Raw genomic sequence first — 20,787 nt, 5'->3', positions numbered from 1 at the left:
GCGCGGCCACGCTCCGGGGGCCCGGGGGTGGAGTTGGTCAGGGAGAGGTGTTCAGCCGGTCCAGGACGCGGCGGGTCTGCTCGCGCAGGTGGAGGTCGGCCGCTATGACGTCCGGATCGGAGGCTTCCGCCACTACCTTCCGGCCGTACGCGATCTCCTTCAGCCGGTCCCGTGCCTTGTCCGGTACGGGACCGGCCGGTGGCCGTTCGGCCAGGGCTCGTACGGCCAGGGTCGGCGAGCCGTGCAGGGCGTCTAGCACCTCGGGGAGCGACTCCCCGGTGAGCCGGTAGGTGACGCAGGCCGCCACCGGTCCGCCCGGCAGTAGCGGGAGTGCGGGCCGTGCCGCATCGCCCAGGTCGAGCAGCCGCCCTGCCGACTCCTCGGTCAGCGCGTCCGCGAGCGCGGGCTTGAGGACGTCGAGCGCCGCGCCCGCCTCGCCGGAGATCGCCCAGTACGCCCAGGCGCACTCGGTCCGCTCCGGTCCCGGCCGGCCGGCCATCCGTTCGCGCAGCGCCGGGAGGGCGGGCGCCGCCGCGGGCCCGATCGCCGCCAGGACGGCCGCGGCGGACGGCTCGGTCCCGGCCAGCCCGATCAGCTCCGGCACGAGCGGCGCCGCCCCCGGCCCCCAGGCGCGCAGCCCGGCGAGCACGTCCCCGGTGAGCCGTGAACGCAGCAGCGGGACGAGCGCCTCGGCATGCTCGGCGAGACCGGCGACGGCGCGTTCGGTGTCGTACGGGAGGTCGCGGGCCAGGGCGGGGACGCAGCGCGCGTCGCCCGCCCGCGCCAGCGCGTCCAGGGCACCGCCCGCGAGGCGCGGATCCGGGTCGTCCAGCAGCGGAACGAGCAGGTCGGTCACCGGCGCCAGGAACGGCCCCATCGTCGCCAGCTCCCGTACGGCGGCGGCCCGCAGCGCGGCGTCCTCGGCGGCGAGCTGCTCGACCATCGGCGGCAGCAGCCGCGGCGGAACGTGCCGCCACCGCCGCATCAGCTCGCCCGCCTCCCGGACGAACTCCGCGGCGTCGTCCGAGATGCGCATCATGATGCCGGCCATGTAGACATGCGCGGCCAGGCTCTCGTTCCATCCGGCGGTCAGCAGCTCGGCCCGGCCCCCGCGCGTCCACGGCAGCCCGTCGAGCGCCGACTCCTCGGCCTTCACCTGCTCGTTCAGGGTGTTGAAGTGGAGGCCCGAGACCTCCTCCACATCGCACTCGATCAGCGCGACGACGGCGGCCGCCCGCACCTCGCCGGCGGGCGAGGACGCCAGCACCTCCCCGAGCCACCCGTACGGCGGCGCCTCCGATCCCGCGCCGAGCCGCCCCACGGCCAGGACGAGGCTCGCCGCGGCGCCCGGATCGTCCTCGGCCTCGAACTGCTCCCGCAGCGGCGGGACCAGCTCGGGGCCGCCGCAGGCCAGCAGGTACGGGACCGCGCGCCGCACCGCGGGGTCCGGGTCCTCCAGCAGCTTCAGGAGGCGCGGCGCCTCCGCCCGTACCGCCTCCGCCGCCTCTGGAGTTTCCCGCACCAGCGAGACGAGCGCGTCCAGGGCCTGGCCGCGCTCCCCTCCGGTGAGGCTCGCGACCAGTTCCGGCACGCGCCGTTCGGCGCCGGGCTCCTCTTCAGGCGGCACGATTCCGGCTCCCTCCGCGCGGGTCCCTGTAGACGATCACCCGACGCAGGGTAGACGTCAGGTCCGCCAGGCGAGCCCCTTCGCCGAACCGGAGGCGATCCGCCCGGTCTCCGTCCCGTAGTGGATCACCTGGAACCGCACCCGCGCGCCCCGCGACACCGTGTCGGCCGAGACGACGTAGTGGACGAACGTCGCCCCGCCGCTGGCGACGTACTCGTCCATCGGGCCGACCTCCTCGTTGCCGCTCTCGTCGTCCCGCTCGACCACCCGCGCCTGCAGCTCGGTCCCCGGTGCCAGGCCCTCGACCTGCACGTTCGCGGTCAGCGCGTACCGCGCGGGCCCCTCGATGATGGACGGGCCGCCGCGGTCCCAGTGGTGGTGGTCGGAGTCGGCGTACTCCTTGCCCCAGTCGACCGTGACCCACACGTCCGGCGGGAACTCCTGGGCCTCGGCCATTCCGACGCTGACGTAGTCGGGCATGTCGTCCTCCTCGCTCGGCGCCTTGCCGAAGGTTCCGTTCTTGACGAGCCGGTAGAGCCGGTCCCCCGGGCAACTGGTGGAGATGAAGTCCCGATGGCCTCGCACGGCCCCGGCGACGCCCTTGCCCATCAGCCAGGCCCGCAGCTCCCGTACGGCCTGGACCTGCGCGTCGGTGGGCGACTCGTCGGGCCCGCTCATCAGCGTGCACGAGTACCACGTCGAATTCCCGCCCGGCTGCGCCGCCTGCTGCCGGTTGAGCCCCCGCCCCTCCATCACGTATCCGTGCGGGCACGCGGAGAAGGAGTTGCCCGTGAAGTAGACGGTGCCCGCCCTCCTGGCCAGCCAGGTCGCGTTGGGGGTCCGGACGCACCAGACATGCCCCTCGTACCGCTCCCGAGTGATCCGGAACGCCGGTCCCCTGGCCGCCTCCGCGTGCGGTGAGAACGCGGCCGGCCGGTCGAGGTGGACGTCCCACATCCCCGCCGGCGTCCGCCGCAGCGTCGTCGCCTTACCCGCCAGCGTCGCGGCGTACTGGAGCGCCTCCGCACGTGCCCGGCTCCCCGCCGTGCCCCCGCCCGCCAGCAGCGAGACCTCCAGGAAGAGCGCCAGCTGGGAACGGGTCAGCGACCGGAGGAACCCGAACCGCACGACCCGGTCGGGCGCCCGTTCCAGGAGGACGGCCCCCGCGTCGGCGGTGAGATGGAAGTCGACGAACCCGCCGTCGGCTGCCTCCCGCCACAGGGGACGGTCCTCCGCCGGCGCCCCGAACAGTTTCTCCAGGGAGGTGCGGATCCGCTCGGCGTGCTCGCCTTCGCTCTGGCGGATGACCACGCCGGTGCCCGGCTCGGCGCGCCCTCCGGTCCAGAACCACGCGACCGCCTCGACGAGGGCGTCCGGCCATCGAGCCTCGATCGGCAGGTCCGCGCACTCGGCCGCGACGGGGATCCGGTCCTGGCCGGTCAGCGTCCCGGTGGTGGCCCACCCGCGCTCGCCGCCCCGCGGCGCGCGCCCGGAGTTCCGCTCGACGGGCCAGCGGTGGTTCGGAGTGGTCAGCGACGAGTGCCGCCGCCCCTCCATCCGGATCATCTCGCGCGGCCCGGCGGGGAAGACGAGGACCTCCCGCACCGGCTGCCATTCCGAAAGGCCGCTCTCGTGGTCCAGGGTGAGGACGGCGTCGCCCTGGCGCACGTCGCGGAACGTCTTCCAGCCGTCCTCGGTGAGGATCTCGGTCTCCTCGTCCACGCAGTACCCGATGTCCGACCAGCCGCGGGTGTTCATGTGGAACTGGCGGGTGGCCTTCCAGTACGAGACGCACGCGGAATGGGACTTGCCGGCCAGCCCCTGGTTCGCGCCGTCGTAGTGGATGACGAGCCCCGAGCGCGGGTCGGCGTACCCGCCTCCGGACGCGCCCCAGCCGAACGTGCCGCGGTCCTGGAACCTCATCTGACCTCCCGGGTGGTCGGCGAACCGGCGACCAGCACGATCCCCCACACTCGCGTGCGACACGCCGTGAACGTGAACACTCACCCGGAACCGCCACACCAAACGCCCGTTCAAGAAACGGCATCCCCACCTCGGAGGACAGTCCCGGCCCCGGGCGGCCCCGCTCACCCGGAGCTCTCTCCACGCCGCCGCCACCGTCGCGTACCACCGCCGCCGCACCGCACGGGGTTGACCTTGACACCGATGTCAGGCTCTAGCTTCCGGACGACGTGATCAGAACGAGTGGACCAGAGGCCGCCATGCGATTCGCCATCAGCTACAGCACGCCCCTCCTCGGCATGGATCCGGACCGGATCGCGGCCTATGCCAGGAAAGCCGAGGAGTGCGGCTTCGAGGCGTTCTACATGCCCGAGCACGTCGCGCTCTACCCCGGCGCGAAGCTGGGGGAGATGCCGCTCGATCCGACGCTGCCGTACGGCGACCCGCTGGACTGCCTGAGCTTCGTCGCCGCGGCCACCGACCGGATCCTGCTCGGGACGGGCGTCCTGCTGCTGCCGTACCACCATCCGGTGACGCTCGCGAAGCGCCTGGCGACCGTCGACCTGCTGTCCAAGGGGCGGATGCGGCTGCTGACCATCGGGGTCGGCTCGCTCCCGGACGAGGCCCAGGCCGTCGGCGTCGACTTCCGTACCCGGGGCCGCCGCACCGATGAGGCGCTCGAAGTGCTGCGGCTGCTGTGGGCCGGAGACGAGAACGGCGTCGATTTCGATGGCGAGTTCTACTCGTTCAAGGACGTCTGCAGTTTCCCGAAGCCCTCCACGGGCGGGCTGCCGATCCATGTCGGCGGCTCCAGCATGGCGGCCGCCCGCCGGGCCGGACGCCTCGGCGCCGGCTACTTCGCGGGAGGCATGCTCACCGAGGAGGAGCGGTCCGCGCAACTGGAAGCCGCCCGCTCCACCGCCGCCGAAGCCGGACACGACCCCGCGGCCTTCGAATACACGCGATGGGGATCGATGGGAATGTCCCTCGACCGTGCCGAGCGACTGGCCGCACAAGGCGTGACGCGCGTCGTCGTCAATCCCACCACCACCGAACCACACGAACAGCTAGATGAAATGGCCACCTTCGCCGACCGCTTCGGCCTCACCCCCCAACGCTGACAGATCCAGGCCGGGTCGGGCTTCCTCACCACTCAGCGGCGCGGGCACGGATCACGGCGTCCGTGTACTGCTCGGTCGTCAGATCCCTGTCCGTGACGTCCAGCTCCTTCAGAACGGCGCGGACCGCACCGAGCGCGTCCTGCAATTCGTCCTCGGACGCAAGGGTCTCCAACTCGATGAAGGCCCCGTCGAGTTCGGGCACGGTCACCACGGTCGCGAGCATGTCGCGCCCATGAGCGGTGAAGCGGTAATTGGCGCAATGCTTGGTGAGCCGCACGTACTCGACGGCTCCCAGGGCACGAAGCGCGGTGTCGATCACCTCCGGGTCATCGATCCGCGTCTCGTGCTCGGGCTTGGAGCCGGAGGCCCGGTCCACGGCCGGCTCCTTGTAGGTCAGAACCGTACGGCGGGCGCCGCCGCGGTCTACGACCCGGACCCGGAGTTCCCGCCCCTCTCTGAGGAAAGAGCCGTCCGCCCGGTCGTAATAGGTATCGCGATAGACGCTCCGCTGCTCCTCCGCGAGCCTTCGCAGTCGCTCCCGCAATCCGTCGGGATCACGCACACGCGCTTTCAGTTCCGCCTCGATCACCGGCCGCCCCTCTCCGGACGCCACGACCGGCGCCACATGTCGTCGTAGTACCGCCTGAATCCCGCGTGCAGCATGCCGTCCGCCGCCGCGGTGAGCTTGTAGACCCCGGACCGGTGTCCTTCGTGGGCGGCGCCGAACGCCGAGAGGTACAGCGTCTCGTCGAACGAGGCCATACGCCAGGTCGGCAGATCGCCATAGAGCCGAAGTTCGAGATGCAGGCGGGGATGCCGGTCCAGCTCCGCCAGGCGGGCGAGCGACAGCCGGATGCCCGCCGCGAAGGACTCCACCGACTCCGCGATCTCCCGCGCCCGCTGCGCGGCCGCCGGCGCGTCCGGGTCCAGGAGCAGCATCCGGACGCGTACGGGGGTATCTCGCGTGGTGAGCGGCCCCCGCAGCAACGAATCGTTCAGGGCGACCAGGCCGAGGGCACGTACGGCGAGGATGTCGACCGAGCCCGCTGAACGCGCATGCTCGCGCAGTTCCCTGCTGACGCGCTCCTGGCTGGCGAAGGTACGGGAGATCTCGGCTTGCCCGGTCAGAGGGCCGTCCGCCGCACGACTCGGGGCGAGGCCGAGCAGCGCGCGCGAGGCGTCCGGCATGGCCAAGCCGTCGGCGATGCGTTCGTACACGTCCAGCCGGGTGATCATCCGCTTACCGTTGATGATCTCGTTCATTCTCCCCTGGCCGATGCCGGTGGCATGGGCGAGCCGGGCCTGGCTGGCTCCGGCGTACCGCTGAGCGATCCGGAGGAGAGCGGCCACGTCCCGGCCGATCAGGGCGCTGCGGGTCTCCTCCCGCTGCCATGCCATGGCGGGAAGCTTCACTGGGCCGTACGCGCTGCCGTCCATCTCGCGGCGAGCGTACATCTCAGGGTGAGATACCCGCTGGGGAATCGAGCGATCGCCGAGGGTAAGGGCACCGTGAGGGCCATGCCCTTCATCTCGCTGTACTCGTGGGACGTCCACGCATGCCGAACGGGCGGCGTGACCGACGATCCCGGCGAAGCCCTCCAGCATGTACTGTCCACCCTCCTGGACGCCCCCACCGGCGCCGATGGACACGTGCGGCGCGTGACGCTTCCAGGGTCGGGCCACCCCATTTACGTCGTCCTAGGAGAAGTGGCCCGGGCACGTCGCACGGCCGACGGCGATGTCGTGTCATGGGTGGCCCCCCACCTGACGCCCGCGAGCACCAGGCGATGACCGTGGCATCACCGTGGACGGCCGCCGAACTGGATCCCCAACGTGTGGTGGCCGAACTGCGGTGGCGGTTTCCGTGGGCGTGCGCGTGGTGGGGGGAGTTCACGGGGGCGTGGTGGGCCGTGACCAGGGATCGGTACGGGCGCTACCTGCTGATCGAGGCGCCGACGGCCGCCGAGCTCGGCCGGATGCTGGAGGCGCTCCGAGGCGTCCCCGCTTCACGCGCACGGCCCCCGAGGCCGCGCATGCGGCACGACAGGTCTCACGACCGTCCCGCAGGCCGATGGGGACCACCGCGTACGGTCGCGGCCCGCAGCCTCCGCGCAGGTCGAGGCGAAGCCCGCTGGACGTCCTGCTCGGGCGCCGGCGCTTGCCCCGGCGCGCGTGAGGCCAAGCGAGCACCGCGCCCGGCGCCTCAGGCGATCGAGGTCGGCCGGTCAGTCGAACTTTTCGGTGAACGGGGTCTTCTTCGACGGTTCGGTGGCGGTGCCGACGCTGATGACCTCGCCGGTTCCGGGGCGCGGGTCGGCGTCGGTGGCCTGGGCCTTTCCGGTACGGGCGGGGCCGTTCACCGTCGTCCAGGTCGAGCCGTCGTAGTGCATGTACTGGGTGTTGGGGCCGTTGGTGATCGGGAGCATGATGACGCCGCCGGCGCCGTCCGGTGAGAGGCCGATGCCCGAGACGTTCAGCGGGGTGGTGATTTCGCGCCAGGACGTGCCGTTCCAGTGGACGAGGGCATTGGTGGTCTGGGCGTTCTGGCGGACGCGGAGGGCGTAGACGTCGGTGGGCGAGAGGGCGACGATGCGGTGCAGGGTGGCCTGGAAGCCGGGGGTGCCCATGGCGCCGGGGAGGTCGTGGCGCGTCCAGGTGGTGCCGTTCCAGTGCATGACAAGGCCGGTGACCGCACTGCCGTCGGACGTGGTGCCGGCGAGCCAGACGTCGTCGGCGGAGCGGACGTCGACCGAGGTGATGGCGGAGCTCGGCGGCAGGGGGACGGTCGTGTCGACCCAGGCGGTGCCGTCCCAGCGCATGATGGCGCTGAGGCCGCCGGCGGCGGCGTCGACGCCGGCGACGGAGTACGCGGTGCCGTCGGGGGCGGCGGAGACCTGGGACGGGATGCCGACGAGCGGGTAGCCGACGTTGGTCCAGGTGGTGCCGTTCCAGTAGAGGCCGGCCATGCCGGTGAGGGTGTAGCCGATGACCCAGGCGCGGTTCGGGTTGCCGACGGCGATGTCGGTGGCGGTGAAGTTCGCGGGGCTGGGCTGCGCGGCCCAGCCGGACGGCGTCCAGCGCAGGAGGTGGGTCTTGGGGCCGAAGAAGGAGCCGGAGGTGCCCACGGCCCAGCCGGTGTCCGGGGCGGCGAAGTCGACGCGGTCGAGGCTGCCGTTGAACGAGAGGGCGGGGCCGGCGACGTTCGTCCAGGACGCGGCGTGTGCGGGAGGGGCCAGGGCTAGGGCGGCGGCAAGGGTGGTGGCCGTCGCGATGGCGGCTGTCCTCTTCAAGGGCGCTCCCAAGATCACGAATGTGCCTTGAGAGTACGGGAGCACTTACCGGGGCTTAAGGGGGCGGCCGGATGAGGACACGGAACGGGCCCGGGGAGGCGCCCCCGGGCCCGTTCACGGGTGCGGCTACTCGCCCTTCCAGACCGGCTTGCGCTTCTCGGCGAAGGCGGCCGGGCCCTCCTGGGCGTCCTTGGAGACGAAGACCGGGTTGATGATCTCGCCCTGCTTCTGCCAGCGCTCGGCGTAGCTCCAGTCGGGCGCCTCGACGATGACCTTCTTGGTGGCCGCGAGCGCCAGCGGGGCGTTCTCGGCGACCTTGAGGGCCAGCTCCTTGGCCGCGGCGAGGGACCCGCCGGGCTCGGTGAGGCGGTTGACGAAGCCCAGCTCGGCCATCCGCTCGGCGGGGTACTTGTCGCCGGTGAGGGCCATCTCCATGGCGATGTGGAACGGGATCCGCTGCGGCAGCCGGAACAGGCCGCCGGCACCGGCGACCAGGCCCCGCTTCGGCTCGGGCAGCCCGAACTGGGCCTCCCGGGACGCCACCACCATGTCGCAGCTCAGCGCGACCTCGCAGCCGCCCGCGAGGGCGTACCCCTCGACGGCGGCGATCAGCGGCTTCTCGGCGGGACGCTCGGTGATGCCGGCGAACCCGCGGCCCTCCACGATCGGGTTGTCGCCGGTGAGGAAGCCCTTGAGGTCCATGCCCGCGCAGAACGTGCCGCCGGCGCCGGTCAGGATGCCGATCGACAGGTCCTTACGGGAGTCGAGCTCCTCGACCGCGGCCGCGATGCCCTGCGCCACGGCGCCGTTGACGGCGTTCCTGGCCTCGGGACGGTTGATCGTGATGACGAGGACGGCGCCATCTTCTTCGGTGAGAACAGCGTCGGACATTCAGCGCCTCACTTCGGCTGGAAACGGATGCCACCGTCGAAACGGATGGTCTCGCCGTTCATGTAGTCGTTCTCGATCAGGGACTTCACCAGGTGGGCGAACTCCGCGGCGGTGCCCATCCGCTTGGGGAACGGGACGGGCGCGGCCAGCTTGGCCTTGAACGCGTCGGCCGCCTCGCCCTCGCCGTAGATCGGGGTGTCGATGATGCCGGGGCAGATGGTGTTGACCCGGACGCCGATCGCGGCGAGGTCGCGGGCGGCGGGCAGCGTCATGCCGACGATGCCGCCCTTGGAGGCGGAGTAGGCGACCTGGCCGGTCTGGCCCTCCAGCGCGGCGACGGACGCGGTGTTGATCACCACGCCGCGCAGGCCGTCGGCGTCGGCGGGCTCGGTCTTGGAGATGGCCGAGGCGCCGATGCGCATGAGGTTGAAGGTGCCGATCAGGTTGACCTTGATCACGTTCTCGAACGCGGTCAGGTCGTGCGGGCTCCCGTCGCGGCCGACGGTACGGGACGCCCAGCCGATGCCGGCGCTGTTGACGATGACGCGCAGCGGCGCGCCGGTGTCGACGGCGGCCTGGACGGCCGCCTGCACCTGGCCCTCGTCGGCGACGTTGGTCTGGACGAAGACGCCGCCGACCTCGTCGGCCAGGGCCTTGCCCTTGTCCTCGTTCAGGTCGGCGATCACTACCTTGGCGCCGTTGGCGGCCAGCGCGCGGACGGTGGCCTCGCCGAGACCGCTCGCACCCCCGGATACGACGGCGGAAACTCCGTTCAGGTCCATAAGCAGCACCTTACGTGAGGGACCGAATGTGGTTCGGGGCGATGTTACCCAGAGGTCACGATACGGGGCGCGTTTGCCCCCTCGCCTTCCGGGCATGCGCGTCCCCAGAACGCGCCGACCAGGGGGACGAGGATGACCGAACCACCTGCACAGAGCCAGCCCTACCCAGGCCGTACCGCCGATATGGCACCCGAGCCGCACGACGAGATGCGCGGGTACCAGGGCAGCGGCCTGCTCGCGGGCAAGCGCGCCCTGATCACCGGCGGGGACTCCGGGATCGGCCGCGCCGTGTCCGTGGCGTTCGCCAAGGAGGGCGCCGACGTCGCGCTTACCTACCTCAGCGAGGACGACGACGCGCGGCACACCGCCGGGCTCGTCGAGCGGGAGGGGCGCCGCTGCTTCACGTTCGGCGGCGACCTCGCCGAGGAGCGGCACGCGCGCGAGGTCGTCCACCACGCCGCCCGCGACCTCGGCGGCCTGGACGTGCTGGTCCTGCACCACGGCACCCAGGAGCCGGTCAAGGACCTCCGCGAGATCGACGGGCACCAGCTGCGCCGGACGTTCGACGTGAACGTGCTGTCGCTGTTCTGGATCGTCCAAGAGGCCCTGGACCACCTCCGCGACGGCTCCGCCATCGTGATCACCGGCTCGATCAACGGGCTGCGCGGCAACAAGACGCTGATCGACTACTCGGCCAGCAAGGGCGCCGCGATGGTGCTCGCCCAGTCGCTCGCGCAGAACCTCATGGACGACGGCATCCGCGTCAACTGCGTCGCCCCCGGACCCGTCTGGACGCCGCTGATCCCCGCGACGCTCGGCGAGGAGAAGGTCGAGGGCTTCGGCCAGCAGTCCCCCATGGGACGCGCCGGGCAGCCCGACGAGATCGCGCCGTCGTACGTCTTCTTCGCCTCCGGCCGGACGTCCTCGTACTACAGCGGCCAGACGCTCGTCCCCGCCGGCGGGGAGATCCACCCGGGCTGACGGCGAACCGAGCGGCCATGGAACTGCGGCGCAGCGACCCCGAGGAGCCGGGGATCACCCGGCGGCGATGCGGGCGCGGCTTCCGCTACCTCGATCCGGGCGGCCGCACGCCGGAGCCCGAGCAGCTGACCAGGATCAGGGCGCTGGTGATCCCGCCCGCCTGGAAGGACGTGTGGATCTGCCCGGACGGCGACGGCCACATCCAGGCCATGGGCACCGACGCCGCCGGCCGCCGCCAGTACCTCTACCACGAGGAATGGCGCGAGCAGCGGGACCGCGAGAAGCACGAGCGCGTCCTCGAACTGGCCGAACGCCTGCCTGAGGTCCGGGAACGGCTGACCGCCGCCATGGCCGGCCGCGGCTTCACCCGCGAACGCGTCCTCGCCGCCGCCGTACGGCTCATCGACCTCGGCTTCTTCCGCGTCGGCGGCGAGGAGTACGCCGCCGGGAACGGCACGTTCGGCCTGGCCACCGTGCTGCGCGAGCACGTCCGCTGCCGCCGCGACGAGGTGATCTTCGAGTATCCGGCCAAAGGCGCCAAGGAACGCCACCAGGCCGTCGCCGAGGAGGACGTCCGCCGCGTCGTCAACGGCCTCAAGCGACGCCGCGACGGCGGCCCGGAACTGCTCGCGTACCGGACGCCCGGCGGCTGGCACGACGTCCTCACGTCCGACATCAACGACTACATCCGCGAGGTGACCGGCGGCGACTTCACCGCCAAGGACTTCCGGACCTGGCACGCCACCGTGCTCGCCGCCGTCGGCCTCGCCGTCTCGGTACCGCGCGCGGCGGACGGCGAACGCCGCCGCGCCCAGGCCGTCACCCGGGTCGTCCAGGAGGTCGCCGGCTACCTCGGGAACACCCCGGCCGTCGCGCGCGCCTCGTACATCGACCCGCGCGTCATCGAGCTGTACGAGCGCGGCGAGACGATCGCGCCCGCCCTCACCGAACTGGGCGTCGACACCGAGACCGGCGAGCTGGCCACCCAGGGCCCGGCGGAACGGGCCGTCCTGGAACTCCTGCGCGAGCACGGCTGAACGGCCACGGGATCACGCCCCTCCTGCCAACCGCGATCCCGTGGCCGGTCACCCCGGCGCGCCCTGGCGCGCCGCCCCCGAGGCCACCACCGACGGGCGGGCCCCGTCGAAACCGTCGACGCAGTACATCGCGTACGCCTGGCGGATCACCGGCAGCGCCACGTTGCGGACCCGTACCCCGCCCGGCGTCTCGCCCTTCTCCGTCCCCTTGTGGGCATGGCCGTGGATCGCGAGCGTCGTGTCCGCCGCGTCGATCGCCTCGGCCATCAGGTAGCTGCCGAGGAACGGGTAGATCTCCGGCGGCTCCCCCGCCAGCGTGTCCTCGACCGGCGAGTAGTGCGTCAGCGCGATCCGCACGTCCGCGTCCAGCTCCAGCAGCGCGCACCCGAGCCGCCCCGCGAAATCCTTCGTGTGCCCGACGAACGCCTTCATCTCCGGCTCGCCGAAATCGCTCGCGCACCTGCCCTGGAAACCGCCCCCGAAGCCCTTGCCGCCCGCCACCCCGAGCCGGATGCCGTGGCAGTCGACCACCGTCCCGTCGCCCTCCAGCACCGTGATCCCGGCCTCCCGGAGAACGGCGGTGATCTCGTCCTGGGCGTCGGAGTGGTAGTCGTGGTTCCCCAGCACGGTGATCACCGGGACGCCGAGGTCGCGCAGCTCGCCCGCCGCGACCCGGCCCTCCTCGACCGTCCCGTGCCGGGTCAGGTCACCGGCGACCAGGAACACGTCGGCGTTGCCGGCCAGCCGGCCCAGCCGCTCCCGGTACGAGCCGGCGACCTCCGGCCCCACATGCAGATCGCCCACCGCGGCCACACGGATCATGACAGCGTCTCCTCCCCGTCCGGCTCCCGCACCGAGACCACCGACACCTCGTTCCTGATCCGCCGCCCCTCCGCCGCGCCGTGCGCGGCGTCCTCGATCTCGCGGCGCTGCCCCTCCGTCATCACCTGGCCGCGCAGGTACACCACGTCCCCGCGGACGTCCACATGGACGCCCAGCTCGTGCACCCGCTCGGCGAGCTTCTCCTGGATGTGCGCGGCCACGTACTCGGCCTGGCCGCCATGGCCGGATCCTTCGCTCACAGGAAATCCCCCTCGATCACTCCGAGCCGGGCCAGCAGGACGAGGAACGCGTACGCGTACGGGGAGTCCGCCGTCTCCGCGGCGACATGCGGCCAGTCGACCTGCTCCCGCAGCGCACGGCAGACATGCAGAAAACCACCGAAGTCACACGAAGTCTCGCTGAACGCGAGAATCCGCATGATCACCAGATCGGTCGCGCGCAGCACCGGCATCAGCACCGCCGCCACCGACATCTTCTCCGCCCGGCCCAGCAGCGCGTCGTCCACCGGACGGCCCGACGGCGCGTAGATCAGATCGATCAGCTGATCGCCGTCATAGGCCTTCGCCAGCCAGTTCTCCGGCGCCTCGTACCGCCGCATCCCCGCCTCGCCGAGCGCCGCCAGCGCCGCCTCCACATCACGCTCGCGCAACACGAAATCCACATCGTGCGTCGAGACCGCGGCACCGTGCACGTACGCGGCGAACCCGCCCGCAAGCGCGAACTCGATCCCCGCCTGCTCCATCACGGCCGCCGCCCGCTTCAAACTCGTCAGCAGCCCGTCCTCGACCGACCCCGACCCCGCGCCGGATCCGGATCCGGATCCGGCGCCGGAGCCGGCGGGCGGATCGAACGCTCTGGCCCCAGCGTGCACTTCCTCCACACGTTCCCCTGGATTGTTGGCGTCGCGAAGCCGGTACCCACACAACCAAGGTCTAGTCCTGTCACTGTGGAGGGGCGACCCTCCACACCACCCGGGCCCGGGGTGAGTGCCCTGCGCTCGTTCCTCGCTTCGGGCACCCGCCCCGGGGCAGGGGACTCCGTCCCCCGCACCCCCTGCGAGGGGCTTCGCCCCCTCGACCCCCTTTTGGGGCTTTGCCCCTCGCCCCTCGCCCCCGGCGCGGGCTGGGGTGGAATGGGTATGTGCGCAGGCCCGGTCACGGGGTCTCCGTGGCCGGGCCTGTTGGGACGCTGGGCTGGGCTAGCAGTCGACTAGATCAGGGGACTGGTTGAGGAGCTGGGCCCGGGGCGAGACGAACGTGGCGTGGCGGTCGGCGGTGCCGGCGGCGCCCGGCTCGAACGCCGCGACGCGGTGACAGTTCTGGAACGCCAGGCGTACGCCGAAGTGGCGTTCCAGCGCGCCGCGCATCGCGTCGCTCGCCAGGGCTCGCAGGAGTTCGCCGCGGGCCTTCTCGTCCGGCGGCGGCACCTGGTTGTCGGCGAAGCCGTCGTCGGACGCGCGCATCCGGCCGACTACGTCGCCGATGACCTGCCAGGCGTACGGCAGCGAGTCGCGTACGCAGGCGACGAACGCGGCGTCGTCCACCTCGCCCTGGCGGGCCTGCTCCAGCAGCCGGTCGTCGACAGTCAAGGACATGGCCGTTCTCCCCTCTCGCCATCGGCCCGGGGTGATCCGGGCCGGAGAACAGGCTTGCATGAAAACGATATTCATTCCAGCGTGGCGAGGTGGGAGTTTCCTCTCCAATCGGTCAGGGGACCCGGTACGGGGCGGGCGGTGTGGGCGTCGTGCCGAAGCAGGTCGCGATCGGGTCCTCGATCGAGCACCACGCGGGCTTGCGCACCGGCACGTACCCGCCGGGGACGCCGCGGTTCGCGATGATCGAGCGGTACGCGGCGACGCCGTCGGTCGGCCGGCGGGTCAGGGCGGGGTCGTTCAGGACGTCCACCGTGTAGAGGCCGAAGCGGGGACGGTAGCCGCCCCACTCGTAGTTGTCGGTCAGGCTCCAGTGGTTGTAGCCGATGACCTTCACGCCGTCGGCGATGGCGCGCTGCACCCAGTAGAGGTGGTCGCGCAGGTGGTCGGTGCGGCGGTAGCCGTCGGGACGGGGCTTGCCGTCGTCGGTCGGCATGCCGTTCTCGACGATGTAGAGGGGCAGGTGCGGCAGCCGGCGCTGGTAGTTCCTCAGGACGTAGTAGAGGCCCTCGGGCTCGGGGTCGACCTTCCAGTACTCGCCCGTGGCGGCGTTGATCGCCGACCAGTTCTGCAGGCTCGCGCCGTAGTAGTAGTCGATGCCGATGAAGTCGAGCTTGTCGGTGACCTCGTTGAACAGCGCGGCGTCGAAGACCCCGTTGAAGACCGAGCCGTACGCGACGTTGGTCGACACCGGCGCCCCGGGATCGACCTCGTGGATCATGTCGTACGCGGCGCGGTGCGTCCTGATCAGCGCGTCCCGCATCGCGAGCAGCTGGCCGGGGTGCATCGGCCGCATCATCGTCTCGTGGTAGATGTACTGGCTCGCCTCGTTGAAGGTGATCCAGATGACGCCCTGGCCGCGGTAGCGCTCGACCATGAAGCGGGCGTGCCGCAGCCAGTCCGCGGACGTGCGAGGGTCGTCCCACGAGCCCTGGTCGACCACCCAGCCGGGGTGGACCCAGTGGTCGAGGGTCAGCATGGGGCGCATCCCGGCCGCCTTGATCCGGCGGACCAGGTCGTCGTAGTACGCCAGCTCGCGCTCGTCCCGCACGCCGCGGCGCGGTTCGATCCGCGCCCACTCCAGTGAGGTGCGGAAGACGTTCACGCCGAGGTCGCGGGCGCGCTGGACGTCCTCGGGGTAGCGGTGCCGGAAGTCGACCGCGTTCTTGTACGGGTCCTTGATGCCGGACGCCTTCTTCTCGACGTACCGGCTCCAGTTGCTGTCGGGGGCCGACCCTTCGGACTGGAAGCCGCTCGTGGACACGCCCCACAGGAAGTCCGCGGGGAACTTGGCCACCCCGGGCGCGGTCTCGGCGGCCTGGGCGGGGGGCTGGAACGCGGCGGCGGCCACCGCGGCGGACAGGAGCAAAGCGGACAGGGTGTGGGGGATGCGGCGCGGGCGACCGGCTCTGCCGAACACGGTGTCTCCCTCCGGAGCGATATGAAACTTCTTCGGATATCAGGCCCCGCGGCGCCTCTTGTCAACCCCCTGGGCGCCGGAGAGTGAGGGGCGGGCTCCGTTCCGTGGCGGTCATGGGAATCGTTTCGGGGGCGGAATATCCAATTCTGAAAAGTGTGGCGTTCATCACAGGGCAGTAAATGATCAAATCGAGAATCCGTGACAGGGCACTGACGGACAGCCAGGGAATGCGAGGCCGATCTTTCGTCGCGAGAGGGTCCCGGAAGGGCGTAAGGGGCCCGTAAATGTGCCGAGTTCCCAATAGTGACTCACATCACTTTCGCGGTACGGGAAGCCCGAGAAAACGCAGCTTGCGGGCTCCTGTGGCCACCGTTCCAGACGGGCGTCCAGGGCCATTCGATCTACCTGGGATTTGCCTGCGGCGGAGATCCGTGGCTACGTTCTCACCGTTCCGTGCGGCACAGGCGCCGCCCAGACAACAGAACACTCACGCCGACGTGCGGTGCGGCCCCCTGACCTTCCGCCGCCCGAGGATCCCGCGCGATCGGCCGCCGCGTCCGTGCAGACACGAAGCACGGAGCCGGAGAGCGCCGGCGGCACATCCGATGACACCCGACCCCTGGGCATCGCCGTGCCGGTACGCGCCGCAGCCCCACACACCCCAAGCGGAGTCCCCGCTCGCGGTGCGGGCTGCCCGGTAGGCACCCAACCGCGAGGTCAGGAGCCATCCTGAGTACGTCCCGTAACCCCCGGAAGACCGCCGTCCCCTTCAAGCCGTTCACCGGTGGCGTCGTGCTCAGCGCCACGGCCGCGCTCGGAGCGTCGCTCCTGGCCGCCGGCCCGGTGCACGCGGCCACCGCGCCGCAGGCGGCTGCCGCTCCCCAGCAGGCGACGCTGGTGAGCGCGAAGGCCAAGGTCACCTCGGCGCAGAAGTCCAAGCAGAAGAAGCGCGCGGCCAAGGCCGTGTCGTACGCCTACAAGCAGATCGGCGACCCGTACCGCTACGGCGGCACCGGGCCCGGCTCGTGGGACTGCTCGGGCCTGGCCGGCGGGGCGTGGCGCAAGGCGGGCGTGAAGCTCCCGCGCACGACCACGCAGATCTACAAGAAGCTCAAGAAGCACAGGGTGTCCTGGAAGGGCGCCGTCAAGGGCGACCTGCTGTTCTTCTACTCCGGCAAGAGCCACATGGGGATCTACGTCGGCAACGGCTACATGATCCACGCGCCGAGCTCGGGCAAGAAGGTCAAGAAGATCAAGCTCACCAAGTACTACAAGCGGAACTTCAGCGGGGCCGTGCGCCCCGGCTACTGATCCGCCAGACCGCGGGCCCGCTCCTCCCCCCGGGGAGCGGGCCCGCGCCCGTGCGGTCAGCCGTCCAGGGCGGGGTAGTCGGTGTAGCCGCGGTGGTCGCCGCCGTAGAAGGTGCTCGCGTCCGCCTCGTTGTACGGTCCGCCCGCCCGGATCCGCGCCGGCAGGTCGGGGTTGGCCAGCCACATCTCGGCGAACGCCACCGCGTCCGCGACCCCCTCGCGCAGCGCCTCGGCGCCGTACTCGGGACGGGACGGGAACGCGTCCGGCGCCGGGTGCGGGTTCAGGACCAGCGCCGACGGCCACTCGGCCCGCAGCCGCCGGGTGAGCTCCCGGTCGCCCAGCTCCATCACGTGCAGGTACGCGAGCCCCAGCGGCGCGAGCGCCCGGACCAGCGCCGGGTACAGGTCGGCGGTGTCGCTCTCGGAGACGCCGTTCGCGGTCGTCCCGGGCGAGATCCGGAAACCGACGCGCTCGGGGCCGACGGCCTCGCCGACCGCGCGGGCGACCTCGACCGCGAACCGGATCCGGTTGGGGATCGAGCCGCCGTACTCGTCGGTGCGCGTGTTGCTGCCGTCCGCCAGGAACTGGGTGACCAGGTAGCCGTTCGCACCGTGGATCTCCACGCCGTCGAAGCCCGCGTCGATCGCGTTGCGGGCCGCGTCCGCGAAGTCCTGGACCGCCGCCGCGATGTCGTCCAGGGTCATCTCCCTCGGCACCGGGTGGTCGAGCATGCCGTCCGGGCTGTACATCCGCTCGCCGCTCGCGATCGCGGACGGCCCCAGCGGCAGCCCGCCGTCCGGGTAGAGGGACGGGTGCCCGACGCGTCCCGCGTGCATCAGCTGCGCGAAGATCCGGCCGCCCGCCGCGTGCACCGCGCCCGTCACCTCCCGCCACGCCGCCACCTGCGCGGCCGTGTGCAGGCCGGGCGTCCACATGTAGCCCTGCCCCCGCTCGCTCGGCTGCGTGCCCTCAGTGATGATCAGTCCGGCGGCGGCGCGCTGCGCGTAGTACTCCGCGGTCAGCGCGGTCACCTTGCCCGCCTCGTACGCGCGGCTGCGGGTCATCGGCGCCATCAGCAGCCGGTTCGGCAGCTCCAGCTTGCCCACGGTCACCGGCTCGAACAGCTCGTCCATCGCGTTCTCCCAAGATGTCGTCATCGCGTTCCTGCTGCTGACGACGTTAGGAGCGGGCGGGTACGGGGCGAATCCGTATGGTTTCGGTACCGGGCACCGTAGTTTTGAGGGGTGCTCTACGGGCGGGAAGAGGAACAGGCGCGGATCGCGCGGCTGATCGCGGACGTGCGCGACCACGGGCGCAGCCATGCCGCGGTGATCCGCGGCGAGCCCGGCATCGGGAAGTCCACGCTGCTGGAGTGGGCCGTCACGCAGGCCGCCCCGGGCGAGGGCCGGCTGCTCCGGGCGACCGGCTTCGAGGCCGAGGCGACGATCGCGTTCGCCGGCCTCAACCAGCTGCTGTGGCCCGTCCGGGACCGGCTGGACGCCCTGCCCGGCCCGCAGGCCGCCGTGCTGCGCGGCGCGCTCGGCCTCGACGCCCCGGCCGGCGGCGCCGACCGCTTCCTCGCCGGGCTCGCCGTCCTCACCCTGCTCGCCGACCTCGCCGAGGCCGGCCCGCTGCTGTGCGTGGTCGACGACGCGCAGTGGCTCGATGCCGCGACCGCGGAGGCGCTGCTGTTCGCGGCGCGGCGGCTGGCGGCCGAGGGCGTGCTGATGCTGTTCGCCGCCCGGGACGAGGGGTTCGACGGCGGCGGCTTGGAGGAGCTGCGGCCGCGCCGGCTCGGCCGCCAGGACGCCGTACGGCTGCTGCGCGAGCACGACGGCGTACCGGCGCTACTGCGCGAGCAGATCGTCAAGGAGTCGGCGGGCAACCCGCTGGCGCTGATCGAGCTGGGATCGGCCTGGAACGGGCGCGGCGGCGCGCCGGGCACCGCGACCGCGCCGCTGCCGCTCGCCGACCGGGTGACCGCCGCGTTCCGCGAGCAGATCGCGCGGCTGCCGGAACGCACCCGGCTGATGATGCTGATCGCCGCGGCCGAGGGGCGTGGCCACCTGCCCAGCACGCTCGTCGCCGCCGGGGCGCTCGGTGCCGGCCTCGGCGACCTGGAGGCCGCGGAACGCGCCGGGCTGATGGAGGTGGCGCCGCCCGCGTACCGGTTCCGGCACCCGCTGATCAGCGCCGCCGCCTACCAGGGCGCCACCGCCGCCCGGCGCCTGGAGGTGCACCGCGCCCTGGCGGACACCGCCACCGACGTCGACTGCGTCGTGCGGCACCGGGCGTCCGCGGCGGTCGCGCCCGACGAGAGCGTCGCGGCCGACCTGGAGGCCGCGGCGGAACGGGCGTGCGACCGCACCGGGTACAACGTCGCCGCCCGCCTCTACCAGCAGGCCGCCGAGCTGACGCCCGAGCGCGTCGACCGGGCCCGCCGGCTGGCCACCGCGGCCGCCGCGATGCTCCAGGCGGGCGAGACCCGCGGCGCCGAGGACCTCGCCGCGGCCGCCGAGCGGATCACCGACGACCCGGCCGGGCACGCCGTCCTGGCGCGGCTGCGCGCGACGGTCGAGTTCGAGCGCGGCGACCCGCGCGCCGCCGCGCGGATGCTCGCCGACCAGGCCGGACGCATGGACGGCGGCGACCGCGACGCGCTGCTGCGGACCGCCGCGGCGTACGCCTGGATGGCCGGCGAGTCGCCCGTGCTGTGCCGGGCCGCCGCGCTGCTGCCCGCCACCGACCGGGCCGTCCAGGGCATGGCGCGGCTCATCGAGGGCGACTACGGGCGCGGCCTGCCGCTGCTGGCGGGCCTGGACGCCGGCGGGGTGGACGACCGGATCGAGGCCGTCCAGGCCATCCTCGCCGCCCTCATCGTCGGCAACGACGCCGGCGCGCTCGACCGCGCCGCCGCCGAGGCCGCGCTCTGCCGCCGGCAGGGCCTCATCGGCGCGCTGCCGAACGTCCTCCAGCTGCTCGCGCAGGCGCAGATCGCCGCCGGGCTGCACCAGGACGCGCGGGCGACCGTCGCCGAGGCGACCGGCCTCGCCCGCGACACCGGCTTCGAGCGGCGCGCCGAACGCCTCGCGGACGTCCTCTCGCGGGTCGCGGCCATCGAGGGCGACGAGCGCTCGGTCGCGGGCGCCGACGGCGGCTCGCTCGGGCTGCTCGACCTGGGACTCGGCCGGTACGAGGACGCCGTCCGCCGCCTGGAGCAGGTCGTGCGCGGCCCGCACCGGCACACCGCCGACGTCATGATCTCCGCGGCCGACCTGGTCGAGGCCGCCGTCCGGGCCGGTTCCGGTGAACGCGCGCAGGAGGCGCACGAGACGTTCGCCGCCTGGGCCGAAGCCGGCCGGCAGCCATGGGCCCTGGCCGTCGCGTCACGTTCGCAGGCGCTGCTGACCGACAGCGAGAAGCCGTTCACGGACGCGCTCGCACTGCACGCCGGACGCCCGTTCGAGAAGGCGCGGACGGAACTCCTCTACGGGGAGTGGCTGCGGCGGGCGCGGCGGCGCTCCGACGCACGCGTACCGCTGCGTTCGGCGCTGGAGGCGTTCGAACGGCTGCGGGCCGAACCCTGGGCGGAACGGGCGCGCGCCGAGCTGCGCGCGACGGGCGACGGCGACCACGCCCAACCGGCGGCGCCCGCCCTGCTCGACCGCCTCACCCCGCAGGAACGGCAGGTCGTCCGGCTCGCCGCCGACGGCAACAGCAGCCGCGAGATCGCCGCCCAGCTCTTCCTCAGCCCGCGGACGGTCGAATACCACCTGTACAAGGCATATCCGAAGCTCGGCGTCTCCTCCCGCAAGGAACTCACCCGCCTGCGCGAACTCCTGGAACCGGTGGCCGGCTGAGCCAGAATGGT

At 72.3% G+C, this 20,787-nt stretch carries 18 protein-coding genes; 5 read left to right on the top strand and 13 right to left on the bottom strand.

The features are described from left to right. Nucleotides 1-37 precede the first annotated feature (37 nt). Both AB0881_RS14400 and AB0881_RS14395 read right to left on the bottom strand, forming a co-directional pair. Nucleotides 38-1,627, bottom strand: coding sequence for a HEAT repeat domain-containing protein (locus AB0881_RS14400; RefSeq protein ID WP_366617170.1), 1,590 nt, complete (start codon nt 1,625-1,627; stop codon nt 38-40). A gap of 57 nt (nt 1,628-1,684) precedes the next feature. Continuing rightward, the gene (locus AB0881_RS14395; protein ID WP_366617168.1) at nt 1,685-3,550 is read right to left on the bottom strand and encodes a hypothetical protein; all 1,866 of its coding nucleotides are present in this window, start codon (nt 3,548-3,550) and stop codon (nt 1,685-1,687) included. Nucleotides 3,551-3,849: 299 nt separating this feature from the next. Here AB0881_RS14395 and AB0881_RS14390 point away from each other — a divergent pair, with 299 nt between their 5' ends. Further along, on the top strand, nt 3,850-4,710 hold the full coding sequence (locus AB0881_RS14390; protein WP_366617166.1) for an LLM class F420-dependent oxidoreductase: 861 nt from the start codon (nt 3,850-3,852) through the stop codon (nt 4,708-4,710). 25 nt (nt 4,711-4,735) lie between these two features. Here the strand turns inward: AB0881_RS14390 and AB0881_RS14385 are convergent, their stop codons facing one another. From AB0881_RS14385 to AB0881_RS14365, 5 genes are all read right to left on the bottom strand, one after another. Further along, nucleotides 4,736-5,299, bottom strand: a complete 564-nt coding sequence (locus tag AB0881_RS14385; protein WP_366617165.1) for a class IV adenylate cyclase — start codon at nt 5,297-5,299, stop codon at nt 4,736-4,738. Next, the gene (locus AB0881_RS14380) at nt 5,296-6,315 is read right to left on the bottom strand and encodes a helix-turn-helix transcriptional regulator (RefSeq protein ID WP_366617163.1); all 1,020 of its coding nucleotides are present in this window, start codon (nt 6,313-6,315) and stop codon (nt 5,296-5,298) included. Before AB0881_RS14380 ends, AB0881_RS14385 begins: the two co-directional genes overlap by 4 nt. 620 nt (nt 6,316-6,935) lie before the next feature. After that, on the bottom strand, nt 6,936-8,000 hold the full coding sequence (locus AB0881_RS14375) for a hypothetical protein (RefSeq protein WP_366617162.1): 1,065 nt from the start codon (nt 7,998-8,000) through the stop codon (nt 6,936-6,938). A 126-nt stretch (nt 8,001-8,126) separates the two neighbouring features. Beyond that, a complete protein-coding gene (locus AB0881_RS14370; protein ID WP_366617160.1) occupies nt 8,127-8,891 on the bottom strand; it encodes a crotonase/enoyl-CoA hydratase family protein in 765 nt (254 codons plus the stop codon). 8 nt (nt 8,892-8,899) lie between these two features. Then, a complete protein-coding gene (locus tag AB0881_RS14365) occupies nt 8,900-9,673 on the bottom strand; it encodes an SDR family NAD(P)-dependent oxidoreductase (RefSeq protein WP_366617158.1) in 774 nt (257 codons plus the stop codon). A gap of 132 nt (nt 9,674-9,805) precedes the next feature. On the opposite strand from AB0881_RS14365, the gene AB0881_RS14360 reads away from it, so the two are divergent. Together AB0881_RS14360 and AB0881_RS14355 are read left to right on the top strand one after the other, a co-directional pair. Then, a complete protein-coding gene (locus AB0881_RS14360) occupies nt 9,806-10,654 on the top strand; it encodes an SDR family oxidoreductase (protein ID WP_366617157.1) in 849 nt (282 codons plus the stop codon). 17 nt (nt 10,655-10,671) lie between these two features. Further along, a complete protein-coding gene (locus AB0881_RS14355; RefSeq protein WP_366617156.1) occupies nt 10,672-11,691 on the top strand; it encodes a DNA topoisomerase IB in 1,020 nt (339 codons plus the stop codon). A gap of 48 nt (nt 11,692-11,739) precedes the next feature. On the opposite strand, the gene AB0881_RS14350 is transcribed toward AB0881_RS14355, so the two are convergent. The 5 genes from AB0881_RS14350 to AB0881_RS14330 form a co-directional block, all read right to left on the bottom strand. After that, on the bottom strand, nt 11,740-12,513 hold the full coding sequence (locus tag AB0881_RS14350; RefSeq protein WP_366617154.1) for a metallophosphoesterase: 774 nt from the start codon (nt 12,511-12,513) through the stop codon (nt 11,740-11,742). Then, nucleotides 12,510-12,773: a BON domain-containing protein gene (locus AB0881_RS14345; RefSeq protein ID WP_366617152.1), complete on the bottom strand. Its 264-nt coding sequence runs from the start codon at nt 12,771-12,773 to the stop codon at nt 12,510-12,512. The genes AB0881_RS14350 and AB0881_RS14345 overlap by 4 nt, the downstream gene beginning before the upstream one ends. After that, complete coding sequence (locus AB0881_RS14340; protein WP_366617151.1) at nt 12,770-13,414, bottom strand: hypothetical protein; 645 nt, start codon at nt 13,412-13,414, stop codon at nt 12,770-12,772. Before AB0881_RS14340 ends, AB0881_RS14345 begins: the two co-directional genes overlap by 4 nt. 318 nt (nt 13,415-13,732) lie before the next feature. Then, nucleotides 13,733-14,128, bottom strand: coding sequence for an SCO5389 family protein (locus AB0881_RS14335; protein WP_366617149.1), 396 nt, complete (start codon nt 14,126-14,128; stop codon nt 13,733-13,735). 112 nt (nt 14,129-14,240) lie between these two features. Then, nucleotides 14,241-15,554, bottom strand: coding sequence for a family 1 glycosylhydrolase (locus tag AB0881_RS14330; RefSeq protein WP_366617148.1), 1,314 nt, complete (start codon nt 15,552-15,554; stop codon nt 14,241-14,243). Nucleotides 15,555-16,397: 843 nt separating this feature from the next. Between AB0881_RS14330 and AB0881_RS14325 the strand changes: the two genes are divergently transcribed. Continuing rightward, nucleotides 16,398-16,916 carry a C40 family peptidase gene (locus AB0881_RS14325; protein WP_366617147.1) on the top strand — a complete coding sequence of 173 codons (519 nt, stop codon included), beginning with the start codon at nt 16,398-16,400 and terminating at the stop codon, nt 16,914-16,916. A gap of 56 nt (nt 16,917-16,972) precedes the next feature. Here AB0881_RS14325 and AB0881_RS14320 read toward each other — a convergent pair whose 3' ends face one another. Next, nucleotides 16,973-18,049, bottom strand: a complete 1,077-nt coding sequence (locus AB0881_RS14320) for an alkene reductase (RefSeq protein ID WP_366617201.1) — start codon at nt 18,047-18,049, stop codon at nt 16,973-16,975. Between the two features lie 111 nt (nt 18,050-18,160). Here AB0881_RS14320 and AB0881_RS14315 point away from each other — a divergent pair, with 111 nt between their 5' ends. Beyond that, nucleotides 18,161-20,776 carry an AAA family ATPase gene (locus tag AB0881_RS14315; protein ID WP_366617146.1) on the top strand — a complete coding sequence of 872 codons (2,616 nt, stop codon included), beginning with the start codon at nt 18,161-18,163 and terminating at the stop codon, nt 20,774-20,776. Nucleotides 20,777-20,787 lie beyond the last annotated feature (11 nt).

Origin of the sequence: Spirillospora sp. NPDC029432, from assembly GCF_040703975.1 — a bacterium.
Lineage (GTDB): Bacteria > Actinomycetota > Actinomycetes > Streptosporangiales > Streptosporangiaceae > Spirillospora.
The sequence above is the reverse complement of the archived record's forward strand: the minus strand, read 5'-3'. Positions and strand labels throughout refer to the sequence as shown.

Bases quoted from the DNA above. Each gene is read 5' to 3' on its own strand.
- AB0881_RS14395 (WP_366617168.1), bottom strand. From the start codon at position 3,550: ATGAGGTTCCAGGACCGCGGCACGTTCGGCTGGGGCGCGTCCGGAGGC.
- AB0881_RS14390 (WP_366617166.1), top strand. From the start codon at position 3,850: ATGCGATTCGCCATCAGCTACAGCACGCCCCTCCTCGGCATGGATCCG.
- AB0881_RS14380 (WP_366617163.1), bottom strand. From the start codon at position 6,315: ATGCTGGAGGGCTTCGCCGGGATCGTCGGTCACGCCGCCCGTTCGGCA.
- AB0881_RS14370 (WP_366617160.1), bottom strand. From the start codon at position 8,891: ATGTCCGACGCTGTTCTCACCGAAGAAGATGGCGCCGTCCTCGTCATC.
- AB0881_RS14365 (WP_366617158.1), bottom strand. From the start codon at position 9,673: ATGGACCTGAACGGAGTTTCCGCCGTCGTATCCGGGGGTGCGAGCGGT.
- AB0881_RS14360 (WP_366617157.1), top strand. From the start codon at position 9,806: ATGACCGAACCACCTGCACAGAGCCAGCCCTACCCAGGCCGTACCGCC.
- AB0881_RS14355 (WP_366617156.1), top strand. From the start codon at position 10,672: ATGGAACTGCGGCGCAGCGACCCCGAGGAGCCGGGGATCACCCGGCGG.
- AB0881_RS14350 (WP_366617154.1), bottom strand. From the start codon at position 12,513: ATGATCCGTGTGGCCGCGGTGGGCGATCTGCATGTGGGGCCGGAGGTC.
- AB0881_RS14335 (WP_366617149.1), bottom strand. From the start codon at position 14,128: ATGTCCTTGACTGTCGACGACCGGCTGCTGGAGCAGGCCCGCCAGGGC.
- AB0881_RS14320 (WP_366617201.1), bottom strand. From the start codon at position 18,049: ATGGACGAGCTGTTCGAGCCGGTGACCGTGGGCAAGCTGGAGCTGCCG.